This window comes from Serratia sp. B501 (assembly GCF_051172315.1).
GTDB classification, from domain to species: Bacteria; Pseudomonadota; Gammaproteobacteria; order Enterobacterales; family Enterobacteriaceae; genus Serratia; species Serratia ureilytica.
The window spans coordinates 351033-374722 of the sequence record NZ_JBPIZB010000001.1; the positions used below are offsets into that span (position 1 = coordinate 351033).

22 protein-coding genes are annotated in these 23690 nt (G+C 60.2%); 8 read left to right on the top strand and 14 right to left on the bottom strand.

Annotation, left to right across the window (positions count from 1 at the left end; genetic code table 11):
• Window positions 1–24: 24 nt before the first annotated feature.
• The gene (gene pckA, locus ACSBQV_RS01915) at window positions 25–1644 is read right to left on the bottom strand and encodes a phosphoenolpyruvate carboxykinase (ATP) (protein ID WP_099782278.1); all 1620 of its coding nucleotides are present in this window, start codon (window positions 1642–1644) and stop codon (window positions 25–27) included.
• A 432-nt stretch (window positions 1645–2076) separates the two neighbouring features.
• On the opposite strand from pckA, the gene ACSBQV_RS01920 reads away from it, so the two are divergent.
• Both ACSBQV_RS01920 and ACSBQV_RS01925 read left to right on the top strand, forming a co-directional pair.
• On the top strand, window positions 2077–3420 hold the full coding sequence (locus ACSBQV_RS01920; RefSeq protein WP_033642832.1) for a 2-hydroxycarboxylate transporter family protein: 1344 nt from the start codon (window positions 2077–2079) through the stop codon (window positions 3418–3420).
• A 328-nt stretch (window positions 3421–3748) separates the two neighbouring features.
• Window positions 3749–5167 carry a serralysin family metalloprotease gene (locus ACSBQV_RS01925; RefSeq protein WP_033652108.1) on the top strand — a complete coding sequence of 473 codons (1419 nt, stop codon included), beginning with the start codon at window positions 3749–3751 and terminating at the stop codon, window positions 5165–5167.
• 146 nt (window positions 5168–5313) lie between these two features.
• On the opposite strand, the gene ACSBQV_RS01930 is transcribed toward ACSBQV_RS01925, so the two are convergent.
• Window positions 5314–5523: a hypothetical protein gene (locus tag ACSBQV_RS01930; protein ID WP_033642834.1), complete on the bottom strand. Its 210-nt coding sequence runs from the start codon at window positions 5521–5523 to the stop codon at window positions 5314–5316.
• Between the two features lie 159 nt (window positions 5524–5682).
• Between ACSBQV_RS01930 and ACSBQV_RS01935 the strand changes: the two genes are divergently transcribed.
• Complete coding sequence (locus tag ACSBQV_RS01935) at window positions 5683–5835, top strand: hypothetical protein (RefSeq protein ID WP_162997461.1); 153 nt, start codon at window positions 5683–5685, stop codon at window positions 5833–5835.
• 38 nt (window positions 5836–5873) lie between these two features.
• Here ACSBQV_RS01935 and yniD read toward each other — a convergent pair whose 3' ends face one another.
• Complete coding sequence (gene yniD / locus ACSBQV_RS01940; protein ID WP_016928013.1) at window positions 5874–5966, bottom strand: small membrane protein YniD; 93 nt, start codon at window positions 5964–5966, stop codon at window positions 5874–5876.
• A 336-nt stretch (window positions 5967–6302) separates the two neighbouring features.
• Here yniD and ACSBQV_RS01945 point away from each other — a divergent pair, with 336 nt between their 5' ends.
• Window positions 6303–6695, top strand: a complete 393-nt coding sequence (locus tag ACSBQV_RS01945; protein WP_033638276.1) for an ASCH domain-containing protein — start codon at window positions 6303–6305, stop codon at window positions 6693–6695.
• Between the two features lie 4 nt (window positions 6696–6699).
• Entirely contained in the window at window positions 6700–7299 is a 600-nt protein-coding gene (locus ACSBQV_RS01950; protein ID WP_099782276.1) for a C39 family peptidase, read from the top strand.
• 55 nt (window positions 7300–7354) lie between these two features.
• On the opposite strand, the gene ACSBQV_RS01955 is transcribed toward ACSBQV_RS01950, so the two are convergent.
• The 11 genes from ACSBQV_RS01955 to yebS all read right to left on the bottom strand — a co-directional run bounded on the left by ACSBQV_RS01955 (window position 7355) and on the right by yebS (window position 20002).
• Window positions 7355–7594, bottom strand: a complete 240-nt coding sequence (locus tag ACSBQV_RS01955; RefSeq protein ID WP_033652110.1) for a YebV family protein — start codon at window positions 7592–7594, stop codon at window positions 7355–7357.
• 134 nt (window positions 7595–7728) lie between these two features.
• Window positions 7729–8664, bottom strand: coding sequence for a Csu type fimbrial protein (locus ACSBQV_RS01960; RefSeq protein ID WP_199169672.1), 936 nt, complete (start codon window positions 8662–8664; stop codon window positions 7729–7731).
• Window positions 8665–8680: 16 nt separating this feature from the next.
• Window positions 8681–11152, bottom strand: coding sequence for a fimbria/pilus outer membrane usher protein (locus ACSBQV_RS01965; protein WP_404757950.1), 2472 nt, complete (start codon window positions 11150–11152; stop codon window positions 8681–8683).
• Window positions 11153–11174: 22 nt separating this feature from the next.
• Complete coding sequence (locus tag ACSBQV_RS01970) at window positions 11175–11942, bottom strand: fimbrial biogenesis chaperone (protein ID WP_033642837.1); 768 nt, start codon at window positions 11940–11942, stop codon at window positions 11175–11177.
• Window positions 11943–11962: 20 nt separating this feature from the next.
• Window positions 11963–12505 (bottom strand): Csu type fimbrial protein, encoded by a 543-nt coding sequence (locus ACSBQV_RS01975; protein ID WP_099782272.1) that lies wholly within the window; start codon window positions 12503–12505, stop codon window positions 11963–11965.
• Window positions 12499–13002 carry a Csu type fimbrial protein gene (locus ACSBQV_RS01980; RefSeq protein ID WP_099782270.1) on the bottom strand — a complete coding sequence of 168 codons (504 nt, stop codon included), beginning with the start codon at window positions 13000–13002 and terminating at the stop codon, window positions 12499–12501. The genes ACSBQV_RS01975 and ACSBQV_RS01980 overlap by 7 nt, the downstream gene beginning before the upstream one ends.
• A 2-nt stretch (window positions 13003–13004) precedes the next feature.
• Window positions 13005–13541 carry a Csu type fimbrial protein gene (locus ACSBQV_RS01985; RefSeq protein WP_033642840.1) on the bottom strand — a complete coding sequence of 179 codons (537 nt, stop codon included), beginning with the start codon at window positions 13539–13541 and terminating at the stop codon, window positions 13005–13007.
• Window positions 13542–13814: 273 nt separating this feature from the next.
• Window positions 13815–14351 carry a Csu type fimbrial protein gene (locus ACSBQV_RS01990; protein ID WP_033642841.1) on the bottom strand — a complete coding sequence of 179 codons (537 nt, stop codon included), beginning with the start codon at window positions 14349–14351 and terminating at the stop codon, window positions 13815–13817.
• Between the two features lie 265 nt (window positions 14352–14616).
• Window positions 14617–16053 (bottom strand): 16S rRNA (cytosine(1407)-C(5))-methyltransferase RsmF, encoded by a 1437-nt coding sequence (gene rsmF, locus ACSBQV_RS01995; protein WP_099782797.1) that lies wholly within the window; start codon window positions 16051–16053, stop codon window positions 14617–14619.
• A gap of 102 nt (window positions 16054–16155) precedes the next feature.
• Window positions 16156–18786, bottom strand: a complete 2631-nt coding sequence (locus ACSBQV_RS02000; protein WP_099782947.1) for a PqiB family protein — start codon at window positions 18784–18786, stop codon at window positions 16156–16158.
• Window positions 18755–20002, bottom strand: coding sequence for a membrane integrity lipid transport subunit YebS (yebS, locus tag ACSBQV_RS02005; protein WP_108682295.1), 1248 nt, complete (start codon window positions 20000–20002; stop codon window positions 18755–18757). The genes ACSBQV_RS02000 and yebS overlap by 32 nt, the downstream gene beginning before the upstream one ends.
• Before the next feature lie 255 nt (window positions 20003–20257).
• On the opposite strand from yebS, the gene ACSBQV_RS02010 reads away from it, so the two are divergent.
• The 3 genes from ACSBQV_RS02010 (at window position 20258) to prc (ending at window position 23636) form a co-directional block, all read left to right on the top strand.
• Window positions 20258–20755, top strand: coding sequence for a GAF domain-containing protein (locus tag ACSBQV_RS02010; RefSeq protein WP_033642843.1), 498 nt, complete (start codon window positions 20258–20260; stop codon window positions 20753–20755).
• A gap of 96 nt (window positions 20756–20851) precedes the next feature.
• Window positions 20852–21562 (top strand): RNA chaperone ProQ, encoded by a 711-nt coding sequence (proQ, locus tag ACSBQV_RS02015; RefSeq protein WP_004931497.1) that lies wholly within the window; start codon window positions 20852–20854, stop codon window positions 21560–21562.
• Between the two features lie 19 nt (window positions 21563–21581).
• Complete coding sequence (prc, locus tag ACSBQV_RS02020) at window positions 21582–23636, top strand: carboxy terminal-processing peptidase (protein ID WP_434991406.1); 2055 nt, start codon at window positions 21582–21584, stop codon at window positions 23634–23636.
• Window positions 23637–23690: the final 54 nt, after the last annotated feature.

Genomic DNA, 23690 nt, shown 5'->3' on the forward strand with positions numbered 1-23690 from the left:
ACAGCAGGATGCAAAACGTCTGCGTTACAGCTTCGGCCCGGCGTTCACCAGCTTTTCGCCCGCCTGGGTGACGGTATATTTGGCGAAGTTATCGATAAAGCGCTGCGCCAGATCCTGCGCTTTCTCCTGCCACAACGATTCGTCGGCGTAGGTTTTGCGCGGATCGAGGATCGACGGATCGACGCCCGGCAGCGTGGTCGGCACTGCCAGCCCGAAGATCGGCAGCGTGAAGGTGTCGGCCTGCTCAATGTCGCCATTCAAGATGGCGTCGATGATACCGCGCGTATCTTTGATCGAGATACGCTTGCCGCTGCCGTTCCAGCCGGTGTTGACCAGGTAAGCCTGGGCGCCGGCGGCCTCCATGCGTTTCACCAGCACTTCAGCGTATTGCGTCGGGTGCAGCGTCAGGAACGCGGCGCCGAAGCAGGCGGAGAAGGTCGGCGTCGGGGCGGTGATGCCGCGCTCGGTGCCGGCCAGCTTGGCGGTGAAGCCGGACAGGAAGTGGTATTGGGTCTGCTCCGGCGTCAGGCGCGACACCGGCGGCAGCACGCCGAAGGCGTCGGCGGTCAGGAAGATGATCTTGCGCGCGTGGCCGGCTTTGGACACCGGTTTGACGATGTTCTCGATGTGATAAATCGGGTAAGAGACGCGGGTGTTCTCGGTTTTGCTGGCGTCGTCGAAGTCGATGCTGCCGTCGGCCCGCACGGTGACGTTTTCGAGCAGCGCATCGCGGCGGATCGCCTGATAGATTTCCGGCTCCGCCTGCGGCGACAGCTTGATGGTTTTGGCGTAGCAGCCGCCTTCGAAGTTGAACACGCCGTCGTCGTCCCAGCCGTGCTCGTCATCGCCGATCAGCTGGCGTTTCGGATCGGTGGAGAGGGTGGTTTTGCCGGTGCCGGACAGACCAAAGAACACCGCGACGTCGCCTTGCTCGCCGACGTTGGCCGAGCAGTGCATCGAGGCGATGCCCTTCAGCGGCAGCAGATAGTTCATGATCGAGAACAGGCCTTTCTTCATCTCGCCGCCGTACCAGGTGCCGCCGATCAGCTGCATGCGCTCGGTCAGGTTGAAGGCGACGAAGTTTTCCGAGTGCAGCCTTTGCTGCTGCCAGTCCGGGTTGGTGCATTTGGCGCCGTTCAACACCACGAAGTCCGGCTCAAAGTCCGCCAGCTCGGCGTCGCTTGGGCGGATAAACATGTTTTTCACGAAGTGCGCCTGCCAGGCCACCTCGGTGATGAAGCGCACCTTCAGGCGCGTATCGGCGTTGGCGCCGCAGAAGGCATCCACCACGAACAGACGCTTGCCGGAGAGCTGGTTGCCCACCAGCGTCTTCAGATGCTGCCAGACTTCCGGTGACAGCGGCTGGTTGTCGTTCTTGCCGGTACCGTTGTCGGACCACCAGACGGTGTCGCGCGTGGTGTCGTCGCGCACGATGTATTTGTCTTTCGGCGAACGGCCGGTAAATTCGCCGGTCGCGACGTTGACCGCACCCAGTTGGGTGAGGGTGCCGCGTTCCAGCGGCGGCAGGTCGGCGCGGGTCTCTTCAGCGAACAGCAATTCATAGCTGGGGTTATAGACGATGTCGGCGGCCTGATGGATGCCGTAGCGAGCGAGGGTTTGTGGGGTAACAGCGCGTGAAGACATATTCTACTTCCTTATGAGTCATATTATGCCTTTTTCCCGTGCGGTGCCGCGCGCAGGATTAAGGTTCGGATCAAGCTGACCGGATTCAGCTAATGGCGTTTCCGGTTCTTTATTAATAAAGCAGGGGGCTTTTTCGCCCTCCTATAGCATAGCAGCGAATTTAAGCCTGATTACTTTAATTACAAAATGCTGACGATAATTAATTAAAACCAACCTTGGCGGAGGGTCACAATATTGAATTCCCTCAGCGTAATTTAGTTTTGCATTTTTATTTTTTATCATATTGTCAGTGCTGTCTACTGTTTTATTTCTTATTAGAAAAAGCGAAATCCGCAATAGGATTTTTGTAATTAGTTGTTTTCACTTGGCTATGGCGGGATTGTTGCGCCAGGTGAATCTAACCGTACTGTACGCTTGTCAGCAGGGTGAATAATGAAACAGATAAATGCAGAAATAGCCTGTGATAAAAATACGGCATCGTCCGAATCATCAGGATTAATTAATCAACTTCGTCAAATAGATATCGGTGCGGTGCCGATCGCGTTGTTTATCACGATTTGCGCCATCGTGGCGATTTCCGCCTACGCCAACTTCCTGCCGAAGAATATGATCGGCGGCCTGGCGGTGATAATGACGCTGGGCTTTGCGCTGGCGCAGTTGGGTAAAAGCATTCCGGTGCTGCGCGATATCGGCGGGCCGGCCATTCTGTGTTTGATGGTGCCGTCGGTGCTGGTCTACTTCAACGTGTTCCAGCCCAACGTCATGGGCACCGTCCATCTGCTGATGAAAGACGCCAACCTGCTTTATTTCGTCATCGCCAGTCTGGTGGTCGGCAGCATTCTCGGCATGAACCGGGTGATCCTGATCCAGGGGATGATTCGCATGTTCGTGCCGCTGGTGGTGGGCACGGTCACGGCGGTGATCACTGGGCTGCTGGTGGGGAAACTGTTCGGCTTCACCTTCTATCACACCTTCTTCTTTATCATCGTGCCGATCATCGGCGGCGGCATCGGCGAGGGCATTTTACCGCTGTCGCTGGCCTATTCGGCGATCCTGGGATCGACACCGGACGTCTATGTCGCGCAGCTGGCGCCGGCGGCGGTGCTGGGTAATATCTTCGCCATCGTGACCGCCGGGGTGCTGGCGCGCATCGGTATGCAGCGCAAGGCGCTGAGCGGCGACGGCATGCTGATCCGTTCGGCGCAGGAGAACGCGATGTTCGCCATCAAGGAACAAAGCGGCAACGTCGATTTCCAACTGATGGGCGGCGGGCTGCTGGTGATCTGCGCCTTCTTTATCGTCGGCGGCCTGTTCGAGCATATCGTGCATATCCCTGGCCCGGTGCTGATGATCCTGTTCGCGGTGCTGTGCAAATACTGCCGGGTGATCCCGGCTTCGATGGAGACCGGCGCGCACAGTTTCTATAAGTTCGTCTCCACCGCGTTGGTGTGGCCGCTGATGATCGGTCTGGGCATGCTGTACGTGCCGCTGGAAAGCGTGGTTGCGGTGTTCTCGGTCGGCTATGTGGTGGTCTGCGGCTCGGTGGTGCTGTCGATGGGGTTGGTCAGTTTCCTGATTGCGCCTTACCTGAAGATGTTCCCGGTGGAAGCGGCGATCGTCACCTGCTGTCACAGCGGCCTGGGCGGCACCGGCGACGTGGCGATCCTGTCGGCGTCCAACCGCATGGGGCTGATGCCGTTCGCCCAAATCGCTACGCGCATCGGCGGTGCTTCCACGGTCATTGGCGCGACGCTGTTGCTCGGTTGGTTAGTCTGAGTCCAGAGTGTGTTATGGATAGCCGGGGTTGGATTGCCCCGGTTTTTTTATACTTTTTTCGACATCGTGATAATGCTGATTATTACCTTGAAAATCATTCGCATGGCGGAAAATCCCTGTCACACTTTTGATAAGAAAAATCTGTTCTCGGTAAAATGTGTCTATTCTCTTCTCTTAAGGGATTATCGTTCTCATTCAGAGTGCCGATGGAAGGCGCCAGCGCATTACCGATATCCCCGTATTGATTCAACACCGGGCCGCTGCCGTTCAGGCAATCCGCCAGTTGGGGCATCCCCCCGATTGAATTGACGAATATGGAGATAAGGTTATGTCATCAAGCAATGCTTCCGTTAAGGCCGAAGGCGTATTAGCCCTGCTGGGCGCTTATAAACCCGATGAAGACGACACCATTACCGTGCTTCATCCGTCGAAAACGTTCGAGAATGCCGGCCTGGAGCTGGTGCGCGGCGATCGCAGTTGGCACGACAAGGGCGTGACCGAAAAGCCGGTCTCCCTGACCTACAGCTTCTGGGAAAAGGCGCCGGGCAATATGTCGAGCATGAGCATCAGCGGCTTCAGCAGCTTTAACGCGGAACAGCGCGAGCAGGCCAAACTGTCGCTGCAGTCATGGTCTGACGTGGCCAACATCACCTTCACCGAGACCAGCAACACCGCCGCCGCCAATATCAAATTCGGTCTGTTCGATTACAGCTCGCGCGGCTCCTATGCCTTTGCGTATAACCCGGATTCATCGCCTTCGGTCGCCGGTCAAACCTGGTATAACGCCAAGAACCACACCTTCGTCAACAACCAGATCCATGAAAACGAGTACGGCCGCCAGACCTTCACCCATGAGATCGGTCATGCGCTGGGGTTGCAGCACCCGGGCGACTATAACGCCGCGCCGGGCGTCAGCATCACCTACGCTAAAGACGCGACCTACTTCGAAGACAGCCGCGCCCACAGCCTGATGAGCTATTTCAGTGAAAGCAACACCGGGCAGGACTTTAAAGGCGCGTACTCTTCCGGGCCGTTGCTCAATGACATCACGGCGATCCAGCATTTCTACGGCGCCAACATGAACACCCGCACCGGCGACACGGTTTACGGTTTCAATTCCAACACCGATCGCGACTTCCTCACCGCCACCGGCGCGCAGGACAAGATAATTTTCACCGCCTGGGATGCCGGCGGCAACGACACCTTCGACTTCTCCGGCTTCGGTCAAAATCAGCGCATCAACCTGAATGAAAAGGCGTTCTCGGACGTCGGCGGCCTGAAAGGCAACGTGTCGATCGCGGCGGGCGTAACGATTGAAAACGCCATCGGCGGGTCGGGTAACGATGTGCTGGTCGGGAACGCCGCCGATAACGTGCTCAAGGGCGGCGCGGGTGATGACGTGTTGTACGGCGGCAAAGGGGCGGATCAGCTGTGGGGCGGCGCCGGCAAGGACACCTTCGTCTACTTCGCGGCGGATGAGTCGACGGCGGCGGCGCCGGATTGGATCCGCGACTTCGTGCGCGGCGAGGACAAGATCGATCTGACGCTGTTCAACACCGGCAGCGCCGACGGCATCCGCTTCGTCGATCAGTTCAGCGGCAAGGCGGGCGAGGCGAAGCTGAGCTACGATGCGCAAAATCACGTCAGCGATGTGGCGATCAACCTGGGCGGCGCCTTTGACGGCAACGATTTCCTGGTGAAAGTGGTGGGGCAGCCGCTGGATGCCGGCGATTTCGTGTTGGCGTAATGCCGGCAACAAAAATAGGGCGTTTTGGGCAAAAACCCGACAATTCCTATTAATTACGTCATATTAGCGTGACATAGTAGCGCGCAGAAGGCCGGGCTTGCATACCTCGGGCTTCTGTCGGATCGCCAACCTTTTCGGTTGGCGATTCATTTTCCGCCTTTCAGCATGTTGATGGCGGCGCCGAGCAGGATACGCCGTTCGATGTCGTTGCTCTCGGCCAGCTGCCGCGCCAGATGTTTCTCCAGCGTTTCTACCGACAGCGCCTCGCCGCGATGGCGCAGTTGCATCACGCTGTCGCCGATCAGGCGCGCGACTTCATCCCATACGGGTTTAATCTCCTGTTCCGAGAACGTCATGGCCTACACCTCGGTGGGTTGATTTTCGCCCAATGTAGCAGTTGAACTGCGGCTTCGCTACCGACGGCCAAAAACAGGAAGCATAAAAAACAAGCCATCAGTATTTCTTCTGGTTTTTGCGCTCAATACTGGCAATGTCGAAAAGCAGGAGAACACATCATGAACTGGGTCGAAACCTTCGCGGAGTACTACCGCCTCAGCCGCACGGGTGAAACGCAACATTGGCTGTGCCGTCGCTGGTTGCCACAGGGGGAAGCGCGTCTGGCCTATTTGCGCGAGTTACTGGAGCCGACCGCGGCGCCGCGGCGGTGAGCAGGGCGCCGGCGGTTGGCCGGCGTCGTTTTATGGGATTAACCGAACGCTATCGCCGCCCAACGCAACAGCAGCAACGCCAGGCAGATCAGCAGCAGCACCACCACCATTTTACTGAGCTTGTTGCCCATGCGTTTTGTCGCCACGTCGCCCTCTCTTAACTGAAATACCATCCGCCGGCGATGGCGATGAGCAACAGCGTCGCCAACGCGACGCTGTTGAGTAAATCGCTGAAGGTATCGTCAGCATCGAAATCGTCTTGCCGCATGTTGCCGCCTGGCGTTGCCATTGAGTGAATAATGTTCACAGTATGCGCCCCGTAGCGCTGAAGGCACAGCGAAGAACGGTAAAAACTCGTAAAGACGGCGCTGGCGTAACGCGCAGTCGCGCTTGTGACGGATGCAGACGGCCGTCAATACGTTGTACTATCCTGTCTGCATTGAGGCATTTTTCCAAAAGGTATAATCATGGCGACGGCAATTCCACAGAAATACGAGCACCTTGAGCGCTGGGCGTTCGGTGATACCGAACAGCAGGCCGATGAAGTGGTGCAATTGATTTTGAACGGCACCAAAACGGCGACCTGCTCCAACCTGGACGGCGAGGGCATCCCACAGGCCGGCGATCGGTTCCTGGTGGTGGACGGCAAGGGAGAGCCGGTCTGCGCGGTTGAGCTGACCGCGGTGGAAATGAAAACATACGATCAGGTCGATGAAGCGCACGCCTTTGCCGAAGGCGAGGGCGATCGTTCGCTGGCGCATTGGCGCAAAGAGCTGCAGCGCTTCTTCGAAGAGTACGATCTGTTCTCGCCGGACATGACGCTGGTGCTGATGAATTTCAAAGTCGTCGACAAGTTCTAAACGGATGCGCGCCGTTCCCTACGAGTGCCAGTGGGCGAGCCCGGAGATGGCCGCCGATCTGATCGCCGGCCGCGCGACGTTGGCGCAAGACGAGAATTGGGCGTGCAGCGGTGCCCGCGATCGGGCGGAGTACGTCGAATGGGCCAACCACGTGTGCGGCATGGCCTGCCTGAAAATGGTGCTGGGCCACCGCGACGGCGCAGCGCCGCCGCTGCTGGAACTGGCGCGCCGCAGCCTGCCTTATGGCGCCTATGTGCGTGAGAACGAGCGGATAAAAGGACTGATTTACGCGCCGTTCGTCGAGTATGTGCGCGAGCAGTTCGCGCTGCAGGCGGAGGTGAAGGTGGGGTTGGCGGCCGCCGATGTGCCGGCGCTGCTTCATGAATGCCGCTACTTTATCGCCTCGGTGCATCCCGCCATTCGCCGGCCCGAGAGCATACCGCCGCAGCGGGGCGGGCATTTGGTGTTGATCACCGCCGCCGATGCGCAAAGCGTGACCTTCCATAATCCTTCGGGCGACAGCCCGGCGACGCGCGAGCGAGTACAGCTGTCACTCAACCGCTTCGCCCACTTCTTTGCCGGGCGCGGCATCGCCATCGCATAAAAAAACGCGCTGTTTCTGATGAAAGCAGCGCGTCGTCAGCCGACTGGATGCATTTTCATGCCACCCGCATCACCCAGGCGTCCGTCTGTCGATCGTAGTGTTGCTTGTACAGCAGCGACTGCTTACCGTTGAGGATGGCCGGAATGCTGGTGTGTTCATCCCAGCCGTCGAGCTGCATGCACAGATCCGGATCGGACTTGCAGGGGATGCTCAGGGTGCCTGCACGGTCGGCGGTGGCGTGAAGATGCGCGTCATCGACCTCGAAGCTGCCAATTTTTACGACGGTTTTGCTCATGGGAACTCCTTGCTCAATGATGTGGTAGGAGGTTAGACCAGTCAGGTCGTCGGTATGAGCATAGCCAAATGAGCAAAAAATGCCACATAAAAAATACACTCTGGCAACATTCGGCCGGGCGGCTAGCGGCTGCGCTAGTAAGTCACGACATAGCTGACGTTATCCTGATAGGTGCCGACCGGCACTTCGGTTTGCGCCGGATTGACGGCGGCGGTAAAGGGGATGCTTTGCGCCAGGCCAGTGCCGGTGCCGCTTTGCGCGTTGGTGCTGCTCCACACGGTACTGGTATTGGGCAAATAGATCTGATACTGCAGGAAGTTGCTGGTGCCGCTGATCATTCGCCGCCAGCCGGTGATCGGGTTGTTGCCGTTGGTGAAGTAGGAGCTGTAAGACTGGGATTTGGTGCAGGTCAGCGTGATGTTTTGGTTGATCGGATTGAATTGCCCCACTAAGGCCATGCTGCCGAAGTTAACGTTGTTGGCGGTATTGATCAGGCAACTCTTGGTGATGACCGCGGTGACGGTCACGGTGCTGGGTTGATTGGTGCCGTCCCACCAGATGCATGCTCCCAGGATGCCGATGCCGCAGATGTGATAATTCCACACCAGGTTGATGGTATCGGTATAGGTGCCGGCGCTGACGTTCGCGCCGACGACGGTTTTGATATACAACGGAAAGTTGACGTTGGCTGAGATCAGGATCAGCGACAGCAGATTCAGCGAGCTGTAATCGATGGTCTGGCCGACGCTATACGGATACTGGTAGTTCGAATCCGGGTAGATCAAATAAGAAATTTTATCGCCTGAGCCGTTGCCGTTCAGCAGAGCCATGTTGTTGGTGGTGGAAGCGATCTTGACCGTGACGGTGTTTTGCGACAGCAAATTGAGCCCGAGCCCGGTGCAGTTCAGCCCCGCGGTGCCCTGGGCGCTTATCTGGCCGTTGTAGACGGCGAAGGAGTTGCTGCTGGGCAGGGTAACCGTGCCGTTGGTGGTGGTGCAGTCCGCCAGCGCGCGTTGTCCACACATCAACAGCAGCGCCGCCAAAAAGATTTTCACTTGCCGAGACATCATTCTTCTTCTCCGTGTGTTACTGGCAGACGAGAGGGCCGACGCGTTGCAGCCCCTGCGGGTTGGCCAGGCTGAAACTGACCTGGCACGGCGGGCCGCCGTCGGCCGGGATTACGCTTAACCGGTTGTGTTGCTGCACCGGATCGATATAGGTCATGCCATCCCACCCGACGTAGCTTTGTTGATTGCCGCCGAGCACCGCCACCTGGCTGCCGTTGGCCAGCGGTTTGCCTTGCGCATCGACCAGCTCCACATCGGCGGCGGACAGGCGCTGGACGGGGAATTCGACCAGGTAGCCGCTGTGATCGCGGATGGCGACGGTTTTTTCGACCGCCGGCAGGTTAACGTCCGCCGGTAAATTGAGCGGGTCGATTTGGAACTTGGCGTGGTAATACGAGGTGACGGTGGGCACCAGCAGATAACCTTTGTCGTTGGTGACGCCGATGCGCTGGTTCTCGTAGCTGACCGGAATGCCAGCGTAGCCGTCGGTCGATACCAGCGCGAAGGCATCGTTGATGGTGTTGGTGGCATAAACGCCGCCGTTCATCGCCACCAGAGAACCGCTGACTTCGCCCCAGCGGGTGTAGTCGTTACGGTTGCCATACAGCCCGGCGCGGGTTTCCAACAGCGAGGTGCGCCAGGTCACATCCGCCTGACGATAATCGCTGTTGCTGCCCTGGCCGCCGGCATAGGCCAGATTCCAACCGAAACCGCCGTCGGTCGGCGCGGCGCGGCTGTAAGCCACGCGTTCGCTCCAGCGGTTGCCGGCGTCGCGGGCGGTGCTGACGTTGGCGGTGCCCCAGGTATCGAACGGAATGCTGATCTGCAGCTGAGAGCTGTAACCGTCACCGCCAATCTCGCGGTTCGCTGAGGCGTACAGGCTGATGTTGCGCCACAGCGTCAGGCTGTACGACAGGTTGACCAGGCGAGTGCGCTGGCCGATGGCGTCGCGCACGTCGAAATAACCGGCGCCCAGGCTGCCGAAGCGGCTCAGGCCGATGCTGCCGGTCAGCTGATCGGTGCGGCGGCTCAGCCGATAGCTGCTCTTGTAGGTGGATAGATCGCCAAAGTCCGCGCTGCGCAGCACCCGTTGAGCGTTGAGGCTGAAATACTGATTGCTGTAGGTGTAGCTCAGGCTGGTTTGATCGCCGTGGCGGCCGGCGTACTGATAAACCGGCCCGGCATCCGGTTGCTGCACCGGTTGGCCGGTGACCGGATCGTAATACCGCGGCGTGACCGGAGGGGCGTTGAAAGCGTCGCGGCCCGCCTGGCTGTAGCTGTAGGAGGCGTTGAGCACCCCTAGCTGCCCGATGCGCACGCCGGCGCCGGCGCCGGTGACCGCCAACGCCGCCGCACCTTCCGCCCGCCCTTCGAGCGTGAGCCAGTCGGTGACGCCGTAACGCCCGCTGCCGCTGGCCACCCACTGGCCGTAGTCCGCGGATCGGTAACCGTAGTTTTGGCGCAGCGCGCCTGCCGACAGGCTGAAATCGCTCAACCCGGCCTGCAGCAGCGAACTGGCGACATAGAACGGCACCGTCGTGCTGATCTGGCGGCCGAGCGCATCGGTCGTCACCACCGTCGCCTGACCGGCGCCGTTGATGTAGGGCACGGTATTCAGGGTGAACGGGCCGGGATTCACGTTGGCGGAGGTGTTTTTATAGCTGTTGATGTACAGATCGACGCTGCTCGGCACGGCGGCCTGGCCGGAGAACTGCGGCAGCGGGTAGGTAATGAGATCCGGCCGCGTGGCGAAATTACGCGCTACCTGCAGACCGCCGACGCGCACCGAACTGGTCCAGGGCAGCGAGCCGGTCGTGAGATCGCCGGCGGTATAGCTGAGCATGGTGTCGTCGTCGCTGTAGCGCCAGCTGCTGTCGTAGCGGATATAGCGATTGTTCTGCTGCGCGGCGGTCTCGCCGTTGAAGCTGCTGCGGAAAATGCCGGTGTTGGCGATAACGCCAAAGCCGTCGAACAGCCGCTGTTCGCTCCAGGCGGAAAAATAGCCCGGATTGCCGCGCCCGCCGCTTTGGCTGACGTAGGCGTCGTAATTCAGCAAGAAGCCCAGGCTGCTTTGCGCAGGCAGCCGCTGCTCCGGGTTGGCGTCGCCGAGGGTTTGCCTGGGGAGCCAGTCGTTGGGCACCGAGATCAGCAACTGCTGCGTTTCGCCGCTGTAGGTGACGTCGACCTTATCCAGTTGATCGACGGCGATCTCTTTCACCTGTTTGTCCGTCACCGGCAGGCCGGCATCGAGCAGCTGCTGAGGCGTTAAATAGTAATGGCCGCCGCGGTAGGCGACCGGCACGACTTTACCGGTCGGGCGGCCGTTCACCACCGGCTCCAGATACAGCGTGGTATCCGGCATGCTGACGGCGCGGGGCGGCGGTGGCAAATCGTCGGCGGCGGCAGGCGGCGGGCACAGTTCTACCGCCATACAGAGTACGGCCAGGGCCAGCGGCTTGAGCTGCATGCCGCGTGAGGGCGATGGCGACATCCGCATCACCTGCGCCTCGGGCTCAGTAAGACGGGAGGGTTACGGGCTGTTTGTTGTCGTTGACCATCGCCTGCAGCTTGCCGGCGGCAAAACTGCCCGACGGCGGCAGGGCGAAACGCATTTGCGAACCCGGCAGCACATAGCCCAGCAGCCCGTTGTTGAGCGGCTTGCCCTGAATGCTGACCTGCGACAGGCGAGCATGCACGATGCCGTCGTTGCGTACGTCGAGCCAGCGCTGGCTGTTTTGTTGCAGCAGCCGGTAGCTGAGCTTCGGCTGGTTGGCGGTGGCGTAGTCGCGCGGGTGTTCGAAGTCTTGCTTGGTCCAGACGCCTTTGCCGCTGACGAACAGCGGCACCGAATAACGCATCTGGAATTTCAGCCCCATCTGCGCGCCTTTGTCGGGCGCTGCGCCATCTTTATCTTTGATCGGCACTTCATCGACCAGGATGCGGTAAGCCCGCTCTTGTCCGGCGGCGGCCGGCGTCTGCTTGATCAGGCGAATCAGTTGGCGTTTGCCGGGGAGAATGGTGGCGACCGGCGGGCTGGCGAGCACCTCGCTCTGGTTGCGGTAATCGTCCTTACCGCCGGTTTGTTGCCAGCCCAGCACGCGAATTTGCATGTAAACCGGCTTGCTGTCGCGGTTTTCCAGCCACAGGGCCGTCGCCTGCTGGTTGTCTTCAATAACCGGATCGATGGGCCAAATCAGAATGGAGGCGGCGGCGAAGGCCTGCGGCTGGCCGGCTAACAACAATCCTGCCAGCAGAGGCAGGCGAAGCAGAGTACTACGCATAATGTGATCCTTTTAAAAGCTCAATAACTCACCGTCACTAAGACCGTATCGTTGTAGGTGCCGCTGGTGGGCAAGGTGCTGCTCGCCATTAAACTGGCGTAGATTTTTATTTCCTGCGTACTGCCGGTGGAGGAGACGGTTTGGGCGGCGCCGCCGTTGCCGCCGTCTCCCCACAAAACGGCGTAGTTGGCATCCTGGTAGAGCTGGTAAATCAGCGTTTCCGAGGTGACCGAGTTCAACAGCTTGCGCCCGCCGGCGATGGAGCCGGACACGTTATTGCCGACGTTCAATCCCAGGGTGACGCTGAGCCCGGGGTTGCAGCGGATAAGGATCGAGCCGGCGCCGGCGCTCGAGACAATTTTTATCGGGCTGCTTAAAGACGCCACCTGGCCGAAGCTCATGCTGCCGAACGAGGTAACGTTGGTGACGCCGCTGCCGAGCACGCAGCCTTTGATGATCGAAGCATTGACCGTGAAGCCCTGGCTGACGGTATCGGCATGTGCCGCCGGAGCGCCAATCAGCGCCGTCAGCAGCAGGGTGCGCAGCGTTCCGTTAATCACCAATTTATCGTCACCTGTACCGTGTCCGTATAAGTGCCCGTCGCCGGCGTCGCCTGCACCGGAATCATGCCGTACACCGGCAGCCAGACGCTTTGACCGGTGGCGGTCTGCGTCACGCCGGTGACGTTATCCCAGACGGTGGCGTAGCTGGCGCTGGTATACAGGTTGTAGTTCACGCGGGCGCCCGCCGCGCTTTGCAGATAGCGCGAAGCGGTATTGCCGCTCTGTCCGCCGCTGAGCAGCACCGTGTAACTGGTGCCGTTGTTGCAGTTGATCTGCAGTGCGCCGGCGTTCGCCTGGCCGGTCACTTTTATCGCCGTATTGAGGAAGTAAACCGTGCCGAAACTGAAGGTGCCGAACGTGGTGTTGCCGCCGCTGGTGGTGCCTGCGACACAGGATTTGACCAAGGTGGCGCTGACGCCGACCGTCGCAGTGCTGACGTCGGCGCGGCAAGCACCTGCCAACGACAGCAGCATGCAGGTGACGGCCAGGCGCGTCATGCTTACCAGGTGACGGTCATGGTGACGGTATCGCTGTACGCGCCTGCCGCCGGGGTGGTGCCCGCGGCGGGCACCAGACCATAGACGATCAACGGGACCGCCGAGCCGGTGCCGGTGCCGGTCAGCACGCCGGTGGTGCTGTTCCACGGCACGGCGTGGGCGCTGTCCTGATAGAGGTTATAGCTGATGTAAGCGGGCACGCTGCTGGCCATGCGCCGCTGGCTGCCGGAGGCGTTGAGGCCGTTGTCCAACGCCACGGTGTAGTTGGTGCCGGTGGTGCAGTTCAGCCCCAGGGTGCCGGTGCCGCCGCTGCCGGTGGCGCTGGCGGTGATGACGTTAGCCAGCGACGAGTAGGTGCCGAAGCTGATGGAGCCGAAGTTGTTGGTGGTGCCGGAGCTGTTGCCGCCGGTAACGACGCAGCCGGCGCCGATGGTTAAAGTGACGCCCAGCGTGCCCTGAATGGTGCCCGCCGCAAAGGCGGCGCCAGAGGTGCACAGCAGAACCGCTGCCGAGGTTAATGCCGCCAGAGTCTTTTTCATCATGGTTCCTTGCCGTAGTAGAGAAGCCTGCCAAAAAGCCCGAAAAATGAGTCAAATGCATTAATCTATTTACAGATTAATTAATAGAATAAGAACGGGGGAATGTCTTGCCGAAAGATTAAAAACTTTATTTATTTTTAAGCGAGATCGCAGGTTGAGTGCAGCGTAAACACATCAGGGGGAATCGTGTTTGAGATAACGAGATGGCGGATGGGAATATTATTACATTAATGAATGACGGAGCGCCGTGGTGGCGCCCCGTGTCGGCAGGCATCACCAGGTCACGGTCATGGTGACGGTATCGTTGTACACGCCGGCGGCCGGGGTGGTGCCCGCAGCGGGCACCAGACCGTAGACGATCAGCGGGACCGCCGAGCCGGTGCCGGTGCCGGTCAGCACGCCGGTAGTGCTGTTCCACGGCACGGCGTGGGCGCTGTCCTGGTAGAGGTTATAGCTGATGTAGGCGGGCACGCCGCTGGCCATGCGCCGCTGGCTGCCGGAGGCGTTGAGGCCGTTGTCCAGCGCCACGGTGTAGTTGGTGCCGGTGGTGCAGTTCAGCCCCAAGGTGCCGGTGCCGCCGCTGCCGGTGGCGCTGGCGGTGATGACGTTAGCCAGCGACGAGTAGGTGCCGAAACTGATGGAGCCAAAGTCGTTGGTGGTGCCGGAACTGTTGCCGCCGGTGACCACGCACCCGGCGCCGATGGTCATTGTCACGCCCAGCGTGCCCTGAATGGTGCCCGCTGCGTTGGCTGCGCCACTGATGCACAGCAGAGGTGTTAACGAGAGCAAAACCAGCAGAGTTTTTTTCATCATGATTCCTTGCCATGTCAGAGAAAGTCCGCAAAAACGCCACCCAGAGCTGAGTTGCACGCATTTATTTACTTACATTTAAATTAATAGGATAAGAACGTGAAATTGTCTTTATCAAAGGTCAAAACTTTTTAATTGGCACAGGGCAAGCGTGCGTGGGTGAAATAACGTGATGGTGAAATGATTAGAATAATAACGAATGGTGATGGGAATATTGTTATCTTTATTTATCGCCGGGGAAAGCGGCTCCCCGGCGCCAGGGTGATTACAGGTGAAAATCCAGCGCGCCGTCGCGCACCAGCTCGCGCGGCAGGTTGTTCTTGATGCGGCTGCCGATGCGTTTGGCGATGCCCAGCGGTTGCCCCTGATAGGTGACGATGCACTCGTCGCCCGCCGGCGGCTGCTCAGGGTAGAGATCGCGGCCGTGATACCACTCCTGGGCCAGCGCGGCGTCCAGCTCGAAATGCTGTTTGCCGTCGGCGCCCGCGAGGGCGATCGCCGCTTCGTGCTGCCAACGGAAACCTTTCGGGAAGCGCTCCGCCAGCTTGAGGCCGATACGCGAGAAGCGCACTTTGCCGAACAGCGGCTCCAGCTCGGCCGGGAAGAGCCAGATTTCCTTGTCGCGCTCCCACAGCCGGCTGTCATCGCCCCAGGTTAAGCCGGATGCGGCGGCGGCTTGGGCGACCAGCGCCGCCTCTTTGCCGGACAGCGGGCTGAACGGGAATTTACCGACTTTATAGGTCGGCTTCGCCAACGGCGCCACGGCGTGTTTTTTACGCAGGCGGGCGACGAAAAACCCTTCGCTGTCGTAAATCTGCGGGAAGACGTGCAGGAAGCCCTCGGCGGTCAACGCCTTGTCGGCGCCGGGGAACAGCTCACCCAGCGGCTCGACGCTGACTGCGTCGCCATAGGTGCCCAGCAGCCAGCGCACCACCTGCTGATTTTCCTGCGCATTGAGGGTGCAGGTGGAATAAACCATCACGCCGCCCGGCGCCAGCGCATGAAACGCGCTGTCGATCAGCTCGCGCTGGGTGGCGGCGATCTCGGCGACGCTTTCCGGCGACCAGTTGCTCATGGCGTCCGGATCTTTGCGCACCACGCCTTCGCCGGAGCAGGGGGCGTCGAGCAGAATGGCGTCGAAACTCTCCGGCAGCGCGGCGCCGAACACCCGGCCATCGAAGTGGGTCAGCGCGGTGTTCTTCACGCCGCAGCGGCTGATATTGGCGTGCAGCACTTTCACCCGGCTGGCGGAGTATTCGTTGGCGACGATGCCGCCCTGGTTGCCCATCAACGCGGCGATCTGGGTGGTTTTGGAGCCCGGCGCCGCCGCCACGTCCAGCACCCGATGGGGCGCCGCGCCGCCGGCGAACAGCGCGCTGACCGGCAGCATCGAGCTGGCCTCCTGAATATAGAACAGACCGCTCAGGTGTTCGGCGGCGCTGCCCAATCGCAGCTCTTCATCGTCGCGCTCGATCCAGAACCCTTCCGCGCACCAGGGGATGGGTTCCAATCGCCAGTCGTACTCCCGCACCAGCGCCAGGAAGTCGGCGACGCCGATCTTCAGCGTGTTGACGCGCAGGCTACGGCGCAGCGGGCGCTGGCAAGCGGCGATAAAATCGCCCATCGCCAGCTCGGCGGGCATGATGGCGCGGGTGGCGTCGAGGAAAGCGGGGGGCAGAAAAACGGCGGTGGATTTGGCCACGGGGCGAACTCTCAGGGTGCAATAAAGACAAGGGCGAGAGTTTATCATAAAGCGGAAAAAAACAGGGCCCGGCATTGCCGGGCCCTGAGGAAAACGCGAAAGTTAATCGCGAGGAATGGCGGTGCCCCAGGTTTTCCAGTCCTTCGGCTCTTCCGGATTCAGCAGGAAGTGCTTGTTCGGCGTCGCTTTCGGCGCCAGCGGAATGGTTGGCGGCGTGGCGAAGGCGATGCCGCCGCGGATGAACTGCTGGAAGGTGCCACTCTTGATCACGCCGCCGGTCAGGCCGAACTGCAGGTTGTAACCCGACGCCAGCCAGAACACGCTGTTGTTGCGCACCAGATGCTGATACTTCTTGCTGATGCGCAGCGCGACGTGCACCCGATCGGACATGGCGCCGAGGTAGAAACCGGTGATGGTACCGACCTCTACGCCGCGGAACAGCACCGGCGTGCCGATCTGCAGCGAGCCGGTTTCGGCGGCGTCGAGCACGACGCTCAGCCCGTCGAGATAGCGCGAATCGGTGATGCTGGCCTGCTGCAGTTCGAAGGTGCGCAGCTCGCGCCCGCGGCCCGGCTCCACGTTGATATAAGGCTGGAGCAGGGTATCGAGGTTGCTGACGCCGGCGGCGGAGATCTCCGGCGACACGATCGAGAAGCGGCTGCCGAGGCGCGCGAAGGTCTGCACGTATTCCGGATACAGCACCGCTTTGGCCAACACTTCGTTGCGTTCCGGCGCCAGCTGCAACGACTCCACCTGGCCGACGTCGATGCCGAGGTAACGCAGCGGCATGCCCGCCGACAGCTTGCTGGCGTCATAGGTTTTCAGCGTGATTTGGCTGCCCACCGCGCGGGCGGCGGTTTCGCTGGCGTACAGTACGCGGTTGGCGCCTTTGTTCAGCGTCACGCCCTGCAGGTTGTCGAAGCTGATGGCGCCTTTCAGCGCGCGGTTGAGCGGTGAAGCCTGCACCGTCAGGCCGCTGCCGTTGAGCTGCACCTTGGCGCCGCCTTCGGCCCAGAAGATGCTTTCACGGGTCAGCAACTTACGGTATTCCGGGCTGATGTAGACGTCCACCTCAAACTCGTTGGCCTTCGGCCGAACGTTAACGATCTCGCCCACCTGGAATTTACGATACAGCACCACTGAGCCGGCCTGCACGTCCGGCAGGCTGGTGGCGCTGAGGGTTAGGGTGGTGGAAGGGGCGTTGCCGACGATGCCTTCCTCGGCTTTTTCGCTGTTGGCGTACAGCGGGTACTGGCCGCCAGGTTCCCCTTTGCTGCCGGGGATAATGCGCACGCCGCCGTCTACCCACTCCTGCGCGCTGGCGCCGAGCACTTCCATGCCGTCTATTCCCAGCTTGACGTCGAGGCGGCTGTTGACCACGAATTTGCTGTCTTTGTGCAGCAGGCCGCGATATTGCGCATCAACGGCGGCGGTGAACACCACGCCGCCGGCGGTCAAGGTGCGGCTCAGGATTTGGCCGACTTTCACGCCGTGCACCACCAGCGGTTGCCCGACGTCGATGCCGTAGCTTTGCGGCGCCGTCAGCGTGACGGTCAACACGCCCGGCTGTTGCAACAGCGTTTCGCTGCTGTCCAGCACGTTGAAGCGCTGCTGCGGGTCGCCTTCACCCGGCACCAGTTCCAGCGTGGTGCCGGTCAGCAGTTGGCTGAGCTTGGCGTCGTTGAGGCTGATGCGCGGGCTGCGCATCACGATGCGGGTGCCGCTGCGCATCAGATCGACCACCGAAGGATCGATGGTCAGTTCACCGATGACTTTGCTGTCCTGTTGCAACGTCAGCTTGGTCAGGGTGCCGACCTGCAGCCCCTGGTACATCAGCGGCGTGCGGTTTTCACTCAAATTGTTGCCGCTCGGCAGATCCAGCAGAATATTGACGCCGCGCTGGCTGTGGGCCAGGTCCGGGTAAAGGGTATAGTTCTGATCGCCCTTGGCCTGCTGGCCATCGGCCGGCGAATCGAAGGCGATGGCGCCGTTGACCAGCGCCGCCAGGCTCTCCATCTGCACCGTGGCGCCGGACAGGCTGAAATCGCCCTTGAAGCCGGAGACATTCCAGAAGCGGCTGTTGCTCTTCACCAGGTTGGCGAAGCGGCGGTCGATCAGCACGTCGATGGTTACGCCCTTGTTGCCTTCGCTGATGGTGTAGTCATACACCTTGCCGACCGGGATTTTACGGTAATAGACCAGCGAGCCGCTGTTGAGCGAACCCAGATCGTCGGCATGCAGGTGAATCATCAGCTCGCCGGTGTTCAGGCGGTACTTCGGCTGGGTATCGAGCGCGGTGAAGTGGGTTTGCTCCTTGCCGCTGCCGGGCATCATGCCGATATAGTTGCCGCCGACCAGCGCATCGAGCCCGGAAACCCCGGCCAGCGAGGCCTTGGGCGTCACCAGCCAGAACTGGGTGCCTTCGCGCAGCGAGTCTTCCAGATCGCTTTTGATGCTGGCTTCCACCACGATGCTGCGCAGATCTTTGCTCAGGCTGATTTTTTGCACCGTGCCGACCTCAACGCCCTGGTAGCGCACCGGCGTGCGGCCGGCGACGATGCCCGCCGCCGATTGGAAATCGATGGTGACGGTGGTGCCGCGCTCCTGGAAATTGTTATAGACCAGCCACCCGGCGATCAGCAGGGCGATGAACGGCAGTAACCAGAACGGTGAAATGCGGCGTTTGTTCTTGACCCGCGCTTCAGTCGGTGTAGTCGGCGTTTCCTGTTGCATGTGCATCCCAAATCAATCGGCTATCGAGCCATTCAACGGCAAGAATAGTCAAAATGACCGCCGAGCCAAAGTAAAACGCGGCCGGTCCCATAGTAAAAGATAACAGTTGATCGCGATTTACCAGCGACATCATCAAGGCGATAACGAACAGATCGAGCATCGACCAACGGCCGATCCAGGTGACCAGGCGCAGCAGACGAATGCGCGTCTTCAGGCTGTGCGAGGTTTTGAAGTGGATGCTCAGCAACAGCACGATCAGCACGATCACCTTGGTGAAGGGCACCAGCACGCTGGCGATGAACACGATGGCGGCGATCGGCACGTTGCCGGAGGTGGCCAATGAGACCACGCCGGAGAAAATGGTGTCTTCCAGCCGCGTGCCGTTGGCGTAAATGATGGAAATCGGCAGCAGGTTGGCCGGTATCAGCAGGATCATCGCCGCGATCAGCGCCGCCCAGGTTTTCTGCAGGCTGTAGGGCTGGCGATGGCACATTGGCACATGGCAACGCGGGCAGCGGCCGCGCGCGTCGGGATAGCCGGTATAGTGGCAGGACAGACAAATGTGCAGCGCCGTCGGCGGGCCTTCCGGCTGTTCCTGCGGATAGTAGCGCTCCCACAGCTGCTCCAGGTTGACGTGGATCAGCGTCAGGATGCTCAGCACCGTGAGCGACAGGTAAGCGATCAGCGCGCTGCCGGGCTGGATGTCGGCGTAATCCTGCACTTTGATCGCCGCCACCGCCATGCCGATCAGATAAATGTCCAGCATTACCCACTCTTTGAGCCGCTCCAGCATCAGCAGCACCGGGCGCAGGTTCATGCCGAGCGCATGGCCGAAACGCAGGTACAGCAGCGACAGCACCAGCGTCAGCGGGGCGCCGATGGTGCAAAACGCCACCATGCTGGCGGTGAGCGGATCGCCCTGGCGGCTCATCTGCCAGATGCCCTCCAGCAAACTGGCGTCGATGCGCGTGCCGAGCAGGCGGATGCTGATCAGCGGTTCGGTGAAGGCGAACGGCATCAGCAGCAGCATGGTGATCGCCATGGCGGTCAGGCGTGTCATCGACCAGTCGCGGCCATGCACCACCTTGGCGTTGCAGCGCGGGCAATAAGCGGCCTGATTGCCGCTGAGCGGCGGCAGCACGAACAGCAGGTCGCACTCGCAGCAGCGTTGGTGGCGCGCTTTGGAAAGGGGGGCGGTGATCGCGTGTATTTTCATTTTTGACAAGTAGCTGCCCTTGAGCCCGCCGGAACTGTCAGCGTAGCTGAAAAATAAACCGGCCGCGTCACCGGCGATCGGGCGCCGGACGGTAAAACGAGGTAAACCGGGATTCTGAGCGGCAAACATACCCCGAGCGACGGGGTTTTGTGAAGCAACAGATGATTAACCTTGTGGCTATACGCATTTAATGCTTATTTTATAGGGCCTAAGCTTTGGGCTTCTGGCCATCTTCACTGTTTCAATGGTTAACACATGACAAAAGAACAATTCTACGCGGAATTAAAACGTGACCTGAGCGCGTTGCTCGGCGGGGAAACCAACTTTATCGCGGCGCTGTCCAACGCCAGCGCGTTGCTCAACGAGCGTCTGGATGACGTGAACTGGGTCGGTTTCTATCTGATGGATGGCGACCAACTGGTGCTGGGGCCGTTCCAGGGCAAGATCGCCTGCGTGCGCATTCCGGTGGGCAAGGGCGTATGCGGCACGGCGGTGGCGGAAAATCGCGTGCAGCGCGTCGGTGACGTGCATGCGTTTCCGGGCCATATCGCCTGCGATGCGGCCAGCAACGCGGAAATCGTGCTGCCGCTGGCGGTTGGCGGCCGAGCGATCGGCGTTTTGGATATCGATAGCACGGTTTATCAACGCTTCGACGAACAGGACGAAGTGGGCCTGAAAGCAGTGGTGGCGGGGCTTTGTGAGCAACTGGAACAGTGTGACAGTGCGAAATATGTGACTGTGGCGGCAAGTTGATCGACGGTTAACGTGGCAATTACCGATGGCGTCATTATAATGACGCCTGTTCATGCCTGTGGCTTGTTGGCAATACCGTTGTAATCAGGAAATTTCATGGAAAATCAACCTAAGTTGAACTCTAGTAAAGAAGTCATTGCTTTTCTTGCCGAGCGTTTTCCGCTCTGCTTTAGCGCCGAAGGCGAAGCTCGTCCGCTGAAAATCGGTATTTTTCAGGATTTGGTAGAGCGCGTGCAGGGGGAAGAGAATCTCAGCAAAACGCAATTGCGTTCTGCCCTGCGCCTATACACCTCAAGCTGGCGTTACCTGTACGGCGTCAAGGTTGGCGCGCAGCGCGTCGACCTGGACGGCAATCCGTGCGGTGAACTGGAGCAGCAGCATGTCGATCATGCTCGCCAGCAGCTTGAAGAAGCCAAAGCGCGCGTTCAGGCACAGCGTGCCGAACAAAACGCCAAAAAACGTGAAGCCGCCGGCGAATCCGCCGATGCCGCTCCGCGCCGTCCGCGTCCAGCCGGTAAAAAGCCCGCTGCGCGTCGCGAAGGCGGAGCCGCGCCGGAAAACCGCAAGCCGCGCCCACAAACTCGCCCACAGCCCGCTCGCCAACCTCGTGCAGCCAAAGAGGAAAGCCAGCCGCGTTATGCGCCAGTCACGGATATCTCTAAACTGCAAATTGGCCAGGAAATCAAAGTCAGAGCAGGCAAGAGCGCGATGGATGCTACCGTACTCGAAATCGCTAAAGATGGCGTACGTGTGCAGCTCTCTTCCGGTCTGGCGATGATTGTGCGCGCAGAACACTTGCAGTTCTGATACGGAGGCCAACCCAGGCATGAACAAATTCGTCAGATTAACAGCGATTGCAGGGCTGCTGTGGGCGGGTGTCAGTTACGGCGCGGAAACAGCCAACATCCGCATCGGCCAACTGCCCCAACTGCAACAGGAACCCCAGCACGCTACGGTGAGTGAGCGCGTCACCTCGCGCTTCACTCGCTCTCATTACCGCCAGTTCGCCCTCGATGCGGAATTTTCAGGCAAGATCTTCGATCGCTACCTGAACATGCTGGACTACAACCATAACGTGTTGCTGGCCTCCGACGTGGCGCAGTTCGCCGGCAAACGCAATCAGGTTGGCGAAGAGCTGAAAACCGGCAAGCTGGACACCTTCTACGCGCTGTTCAATCTGGCGCAGAAACGCCGCTTTGAGCGTTATACCTATGCGTTGTCGTTGCTGGACAAGGACAAGCCGATGAACTTCACCGGCAACGGCACTATCGATCTCGACCGCAGCAAAGCGCCGTGGCCGAAAGACAAGGCCGAGCTGGATAGCCTGTGGGATGCGAAAGTCACGTATGACGAGCTGAACCTCAAGCTGACCGGCAAGACCGACAAAGAAATCCGCGACACGCTGACCAAGCGCTATCAGTTCGCCATCAAGCGCCTGACGCAAAGCAACAGCGAAGACGTCTTCCAACTGGCGATGAATGCCTTTGCGCATGAAATCGACCCGCACACCAACTATCTGTCTCCGCGCAACACCGAGCAGTTCAACACCGAGATGAGCCTGTCGCTGGAAGGCATCGGCGCGGTGCTGCAGATGGATGACGACTACACCCTGATCAACTCGATGGTGCCGGGCGGTCCGGCAGCGAAGAGCAAAGCGATCACCGTGGGCGATCGCATCGTCGGCGTCGGCCAGGCCGGCAAACCGATGGTGGACGTGATCGGCTGGCGCCTGGACGACGTGGTGTCGTTGATCAAAGGGCCGAAGGGCAGCAAGGTGCGCCTTGAGATCCTGCCGGCCGGCAAGGGCACCAAAACCCGCGTGGTCACCTTGACCCGCGAGCGCATCCGTCTGGAAGACCGTGCGGTGAAAATGACCATCAAGACCGTCGGCAAAGAGAAGGTGGCGGTGTTCGACATCCCCGGCTTCTATGTCGGTCTGACCGATGACGTGAAAGTGCAGCTGCAGAAGATGGCCAAGCAGAATGTCAAGAGCGTGATCATCGATCTGCGCACCAACGGCGGCGGCGCGCTGACCGAAGCGGTGTCGCTGTCCGGCCTGTTCATTCCGAGCGGCCCGGTGGTGCAGGTGCGCGACAACAACGGCAAAGTGCGTGAAGACGCCGACACCGACGGCGTGACCTACTACAAAGGCCCGCTGGTGGTGCTGGTCGATCGCTTCAGCGCCTCCGCCTCCGAAATTTTCGCGGCGGCGATGCAGGATTACGGCCGCGCGCTGATTGTCGGCGAGCCAACCTTCGGTAAAGGCACCGTGCAGCAGTACCGTTCGCTGAACCGTATCTACGATCAGATGCTGCGCCCTGAGTGGCCGGCGCTCGGTTCCGTGCAGTACACCATTCAGAAGTTCTACCGCGTCAATGGTGGCAGCACCCAGCGCAAGGGCGTGACGCCGGACATTCTGATGCCGACCGGCGTCGATCCGGCGGAAACCGGCGAAGCGTTTGAAGACAACGCCATGCCGTGGGACAGCATCAATGCGGCGACCTACAGCAAGACCGGCGATATGGCGCCGTTCGAGCCGGAGCTGCTGAAAGATCACCAGCAGCGCATCGCGCAAAATCCGGAGTTCCAGTACATCGCGCAGGATATCGCGCATTACAAGGCGCTGAAGGATAAACGCAACATCGTGTCCCTCAATCTGGCGGTGCGCGAGAAAGAGAACCACGATGACGACGCGACCCGTCTGAAACGCATCAACGAGCGTCTGGAACGTGCGGGCAAGAAGCCGCTGAAATCGCTCGACGATCTGCCGAAGGATTACCAGGAGCCGGATCCGTATCTGGATGAAACCGTGCATATCGCGCTGGACCTGGCTCATCTGGAAAAGGATCAGCCTGCTCAGCAGCCGACGCCGGCCAAATAAGGCCACGGCTTTGCCTGTGAAAAACGCACCCTCGGGTGCGTTTTTTTTGGTTGC

What these genes read in the sequence shown, in the direction of transcription:
- pckA (WP_099782278.1), bottom strand. Translation starts at nt 1,644, where the DNA reads ATGTCTTCACGCGCTGTTACCCCACAAACCCTCGCTCGCTACGGCATC.
- ACSBQV_RS01920 (WP_033642832.1), top strand. Translation starts at nt 2,077, where the DNA reads ATGAAACAGATAAATGCAGAAATAGCCTGTGATAAAAATACGGCATCG.
- ACSBQV_RS01925 (WP_033652108.1), top strand. Translation starts at nt 3,749, where the DNA reads ATGTCATCAAGCAATGCTTCCGTTAAGGCCGAAGGCGTATTAGCCCTG.
- ACSBQV_RS01930 (WP_033642834.1), bottom strand. Translation starts at nt 5,523, where the DNA reads ATGACGTTCTCGGAACAGGAGATTAAACCCGTATGGGATGAAGTCGCG.
- ACSBQV_RS01935 (WP_162997461.1), top strand. Translation starts at nt 5,683, where the DNA reads ATGAACTGGGTCGAAACCTTCGCGGAGTACTACCGCCTCAGCCGCACG.
- yniD (WP_016928013.1), bottom strand. Translation starts at nt 5,966, where the DNA reads ATGGGCAACAAGCTCAGTAAAATGGTGGTGGTGCTGCTGCTGATCTGC.
- ACSBQV_RS01945 (WP_033638276.1), top strand. Translation starts at nt 6,303, where the DNA reads ATGGCGACGGCAATTCCACAGAAATACGAGCACCTTGAGCGCTGGGCG.
- ACSBQV_RS01950 (WP_099782276.1), top strand. Translation starts at nt 6,700, where the DNA reads ATGCGCGCCGTTCCCTACGAGTGCCAGTGGGCGAGCCCGGAGATGGCC.
- ACSBQV_RS01955 (WP_033652110.1), bottom strand. Translation starts at nt 7,594, where the DNA reads ATGAGCAAAACCGTCGTAAAAATTGGCAGCTTCGAGGTCGATGACGCG.
- ACSBQV_RS01960 (WP_199169672.1), bottom strand. Translation starts at nt 8,664, where the DNA reads ATGATGTCTCGGCAAGTGAAAATCTTTTTGGCGGCGCTGCTGTTGATG.
- ACSBQV_RS01965 (WP_404757950.1), bottom strand. Translation starts at nt 11,152, where the DNA reads ATGTCGCCATCGCCCTCACGCGGCATGCAGCTCAAGCCGCTGGCCCTG.
- ACSBQV_RS01970 (WP_033642837.1), bottom strand. Translation starts at nt 11,942, where the DNA reads ATGCGTAGTACTCTGCTTCGCCTGCCTCTGCTGGCAGGATTGTTGTTA.
- ACSBQV_RS01980 (WP_099782270.1), bottom strand. Translation starts at nt 13,002, where the DNA reads ATGACGCGCCTGGCCGTCACCTGCATGCTGCTGTCGTTGGCAGGTGCT.
- ACSBQV_RS01985 (WP_033642840.1), bottom strand. Translation starts at nt 13,541, where the DNA reads ATGAAAAAGACTCTGGCGGCATTAACCTCGGCAGCGGTTCTGCTGTGC.
- ACSBQV_RS01990 (WP_033642841.1), bottom strand. Translation starts at nt 14,351, where the DNA reads ATGAAAAAAACTCTGCTGGTTTTGCTCTCGTTAACACCTCTGCTGTGC.
- ACSBQV_RS02000 (WP_099782947.1), bottom strand. Translation starts at nt 18,786, where the DNA reads ATGCAACAGGAAACGCCGACTACACCGACTGAAGCGCGGGTCAAGAAC.
- yebS (WP_108682295.1), bottom strand. Translation starts at nt 20,002, where the DNA reads ATGAAAATACACGCGATCACCGCCCCCCTTTCCAAAGCGCGCCACCAA.
- ACSBQV_RS02010 (WP_033642843.1), top strand. Translation starts at nt 20,258, where the DNA reads ATGACAAAAGAACAATTCTACGCGGAATTAAAACGTGACCTGAGCGCG.
- proQ (WP_004931497.1), top strand. Translation starts at nt 20,852, where the DNA reads ATGGAAAATCAACCTAAGTTGAACTCTAGTAAAGAAGTCATTGCTTTT.
- prc (WP_434991406.1), top strand. Translation starts at nt 21,582, where the DNA reads ATGAACAAATTCGTCAGATTAACAGCGATTGCAGGGCTGCTGTGGGCG.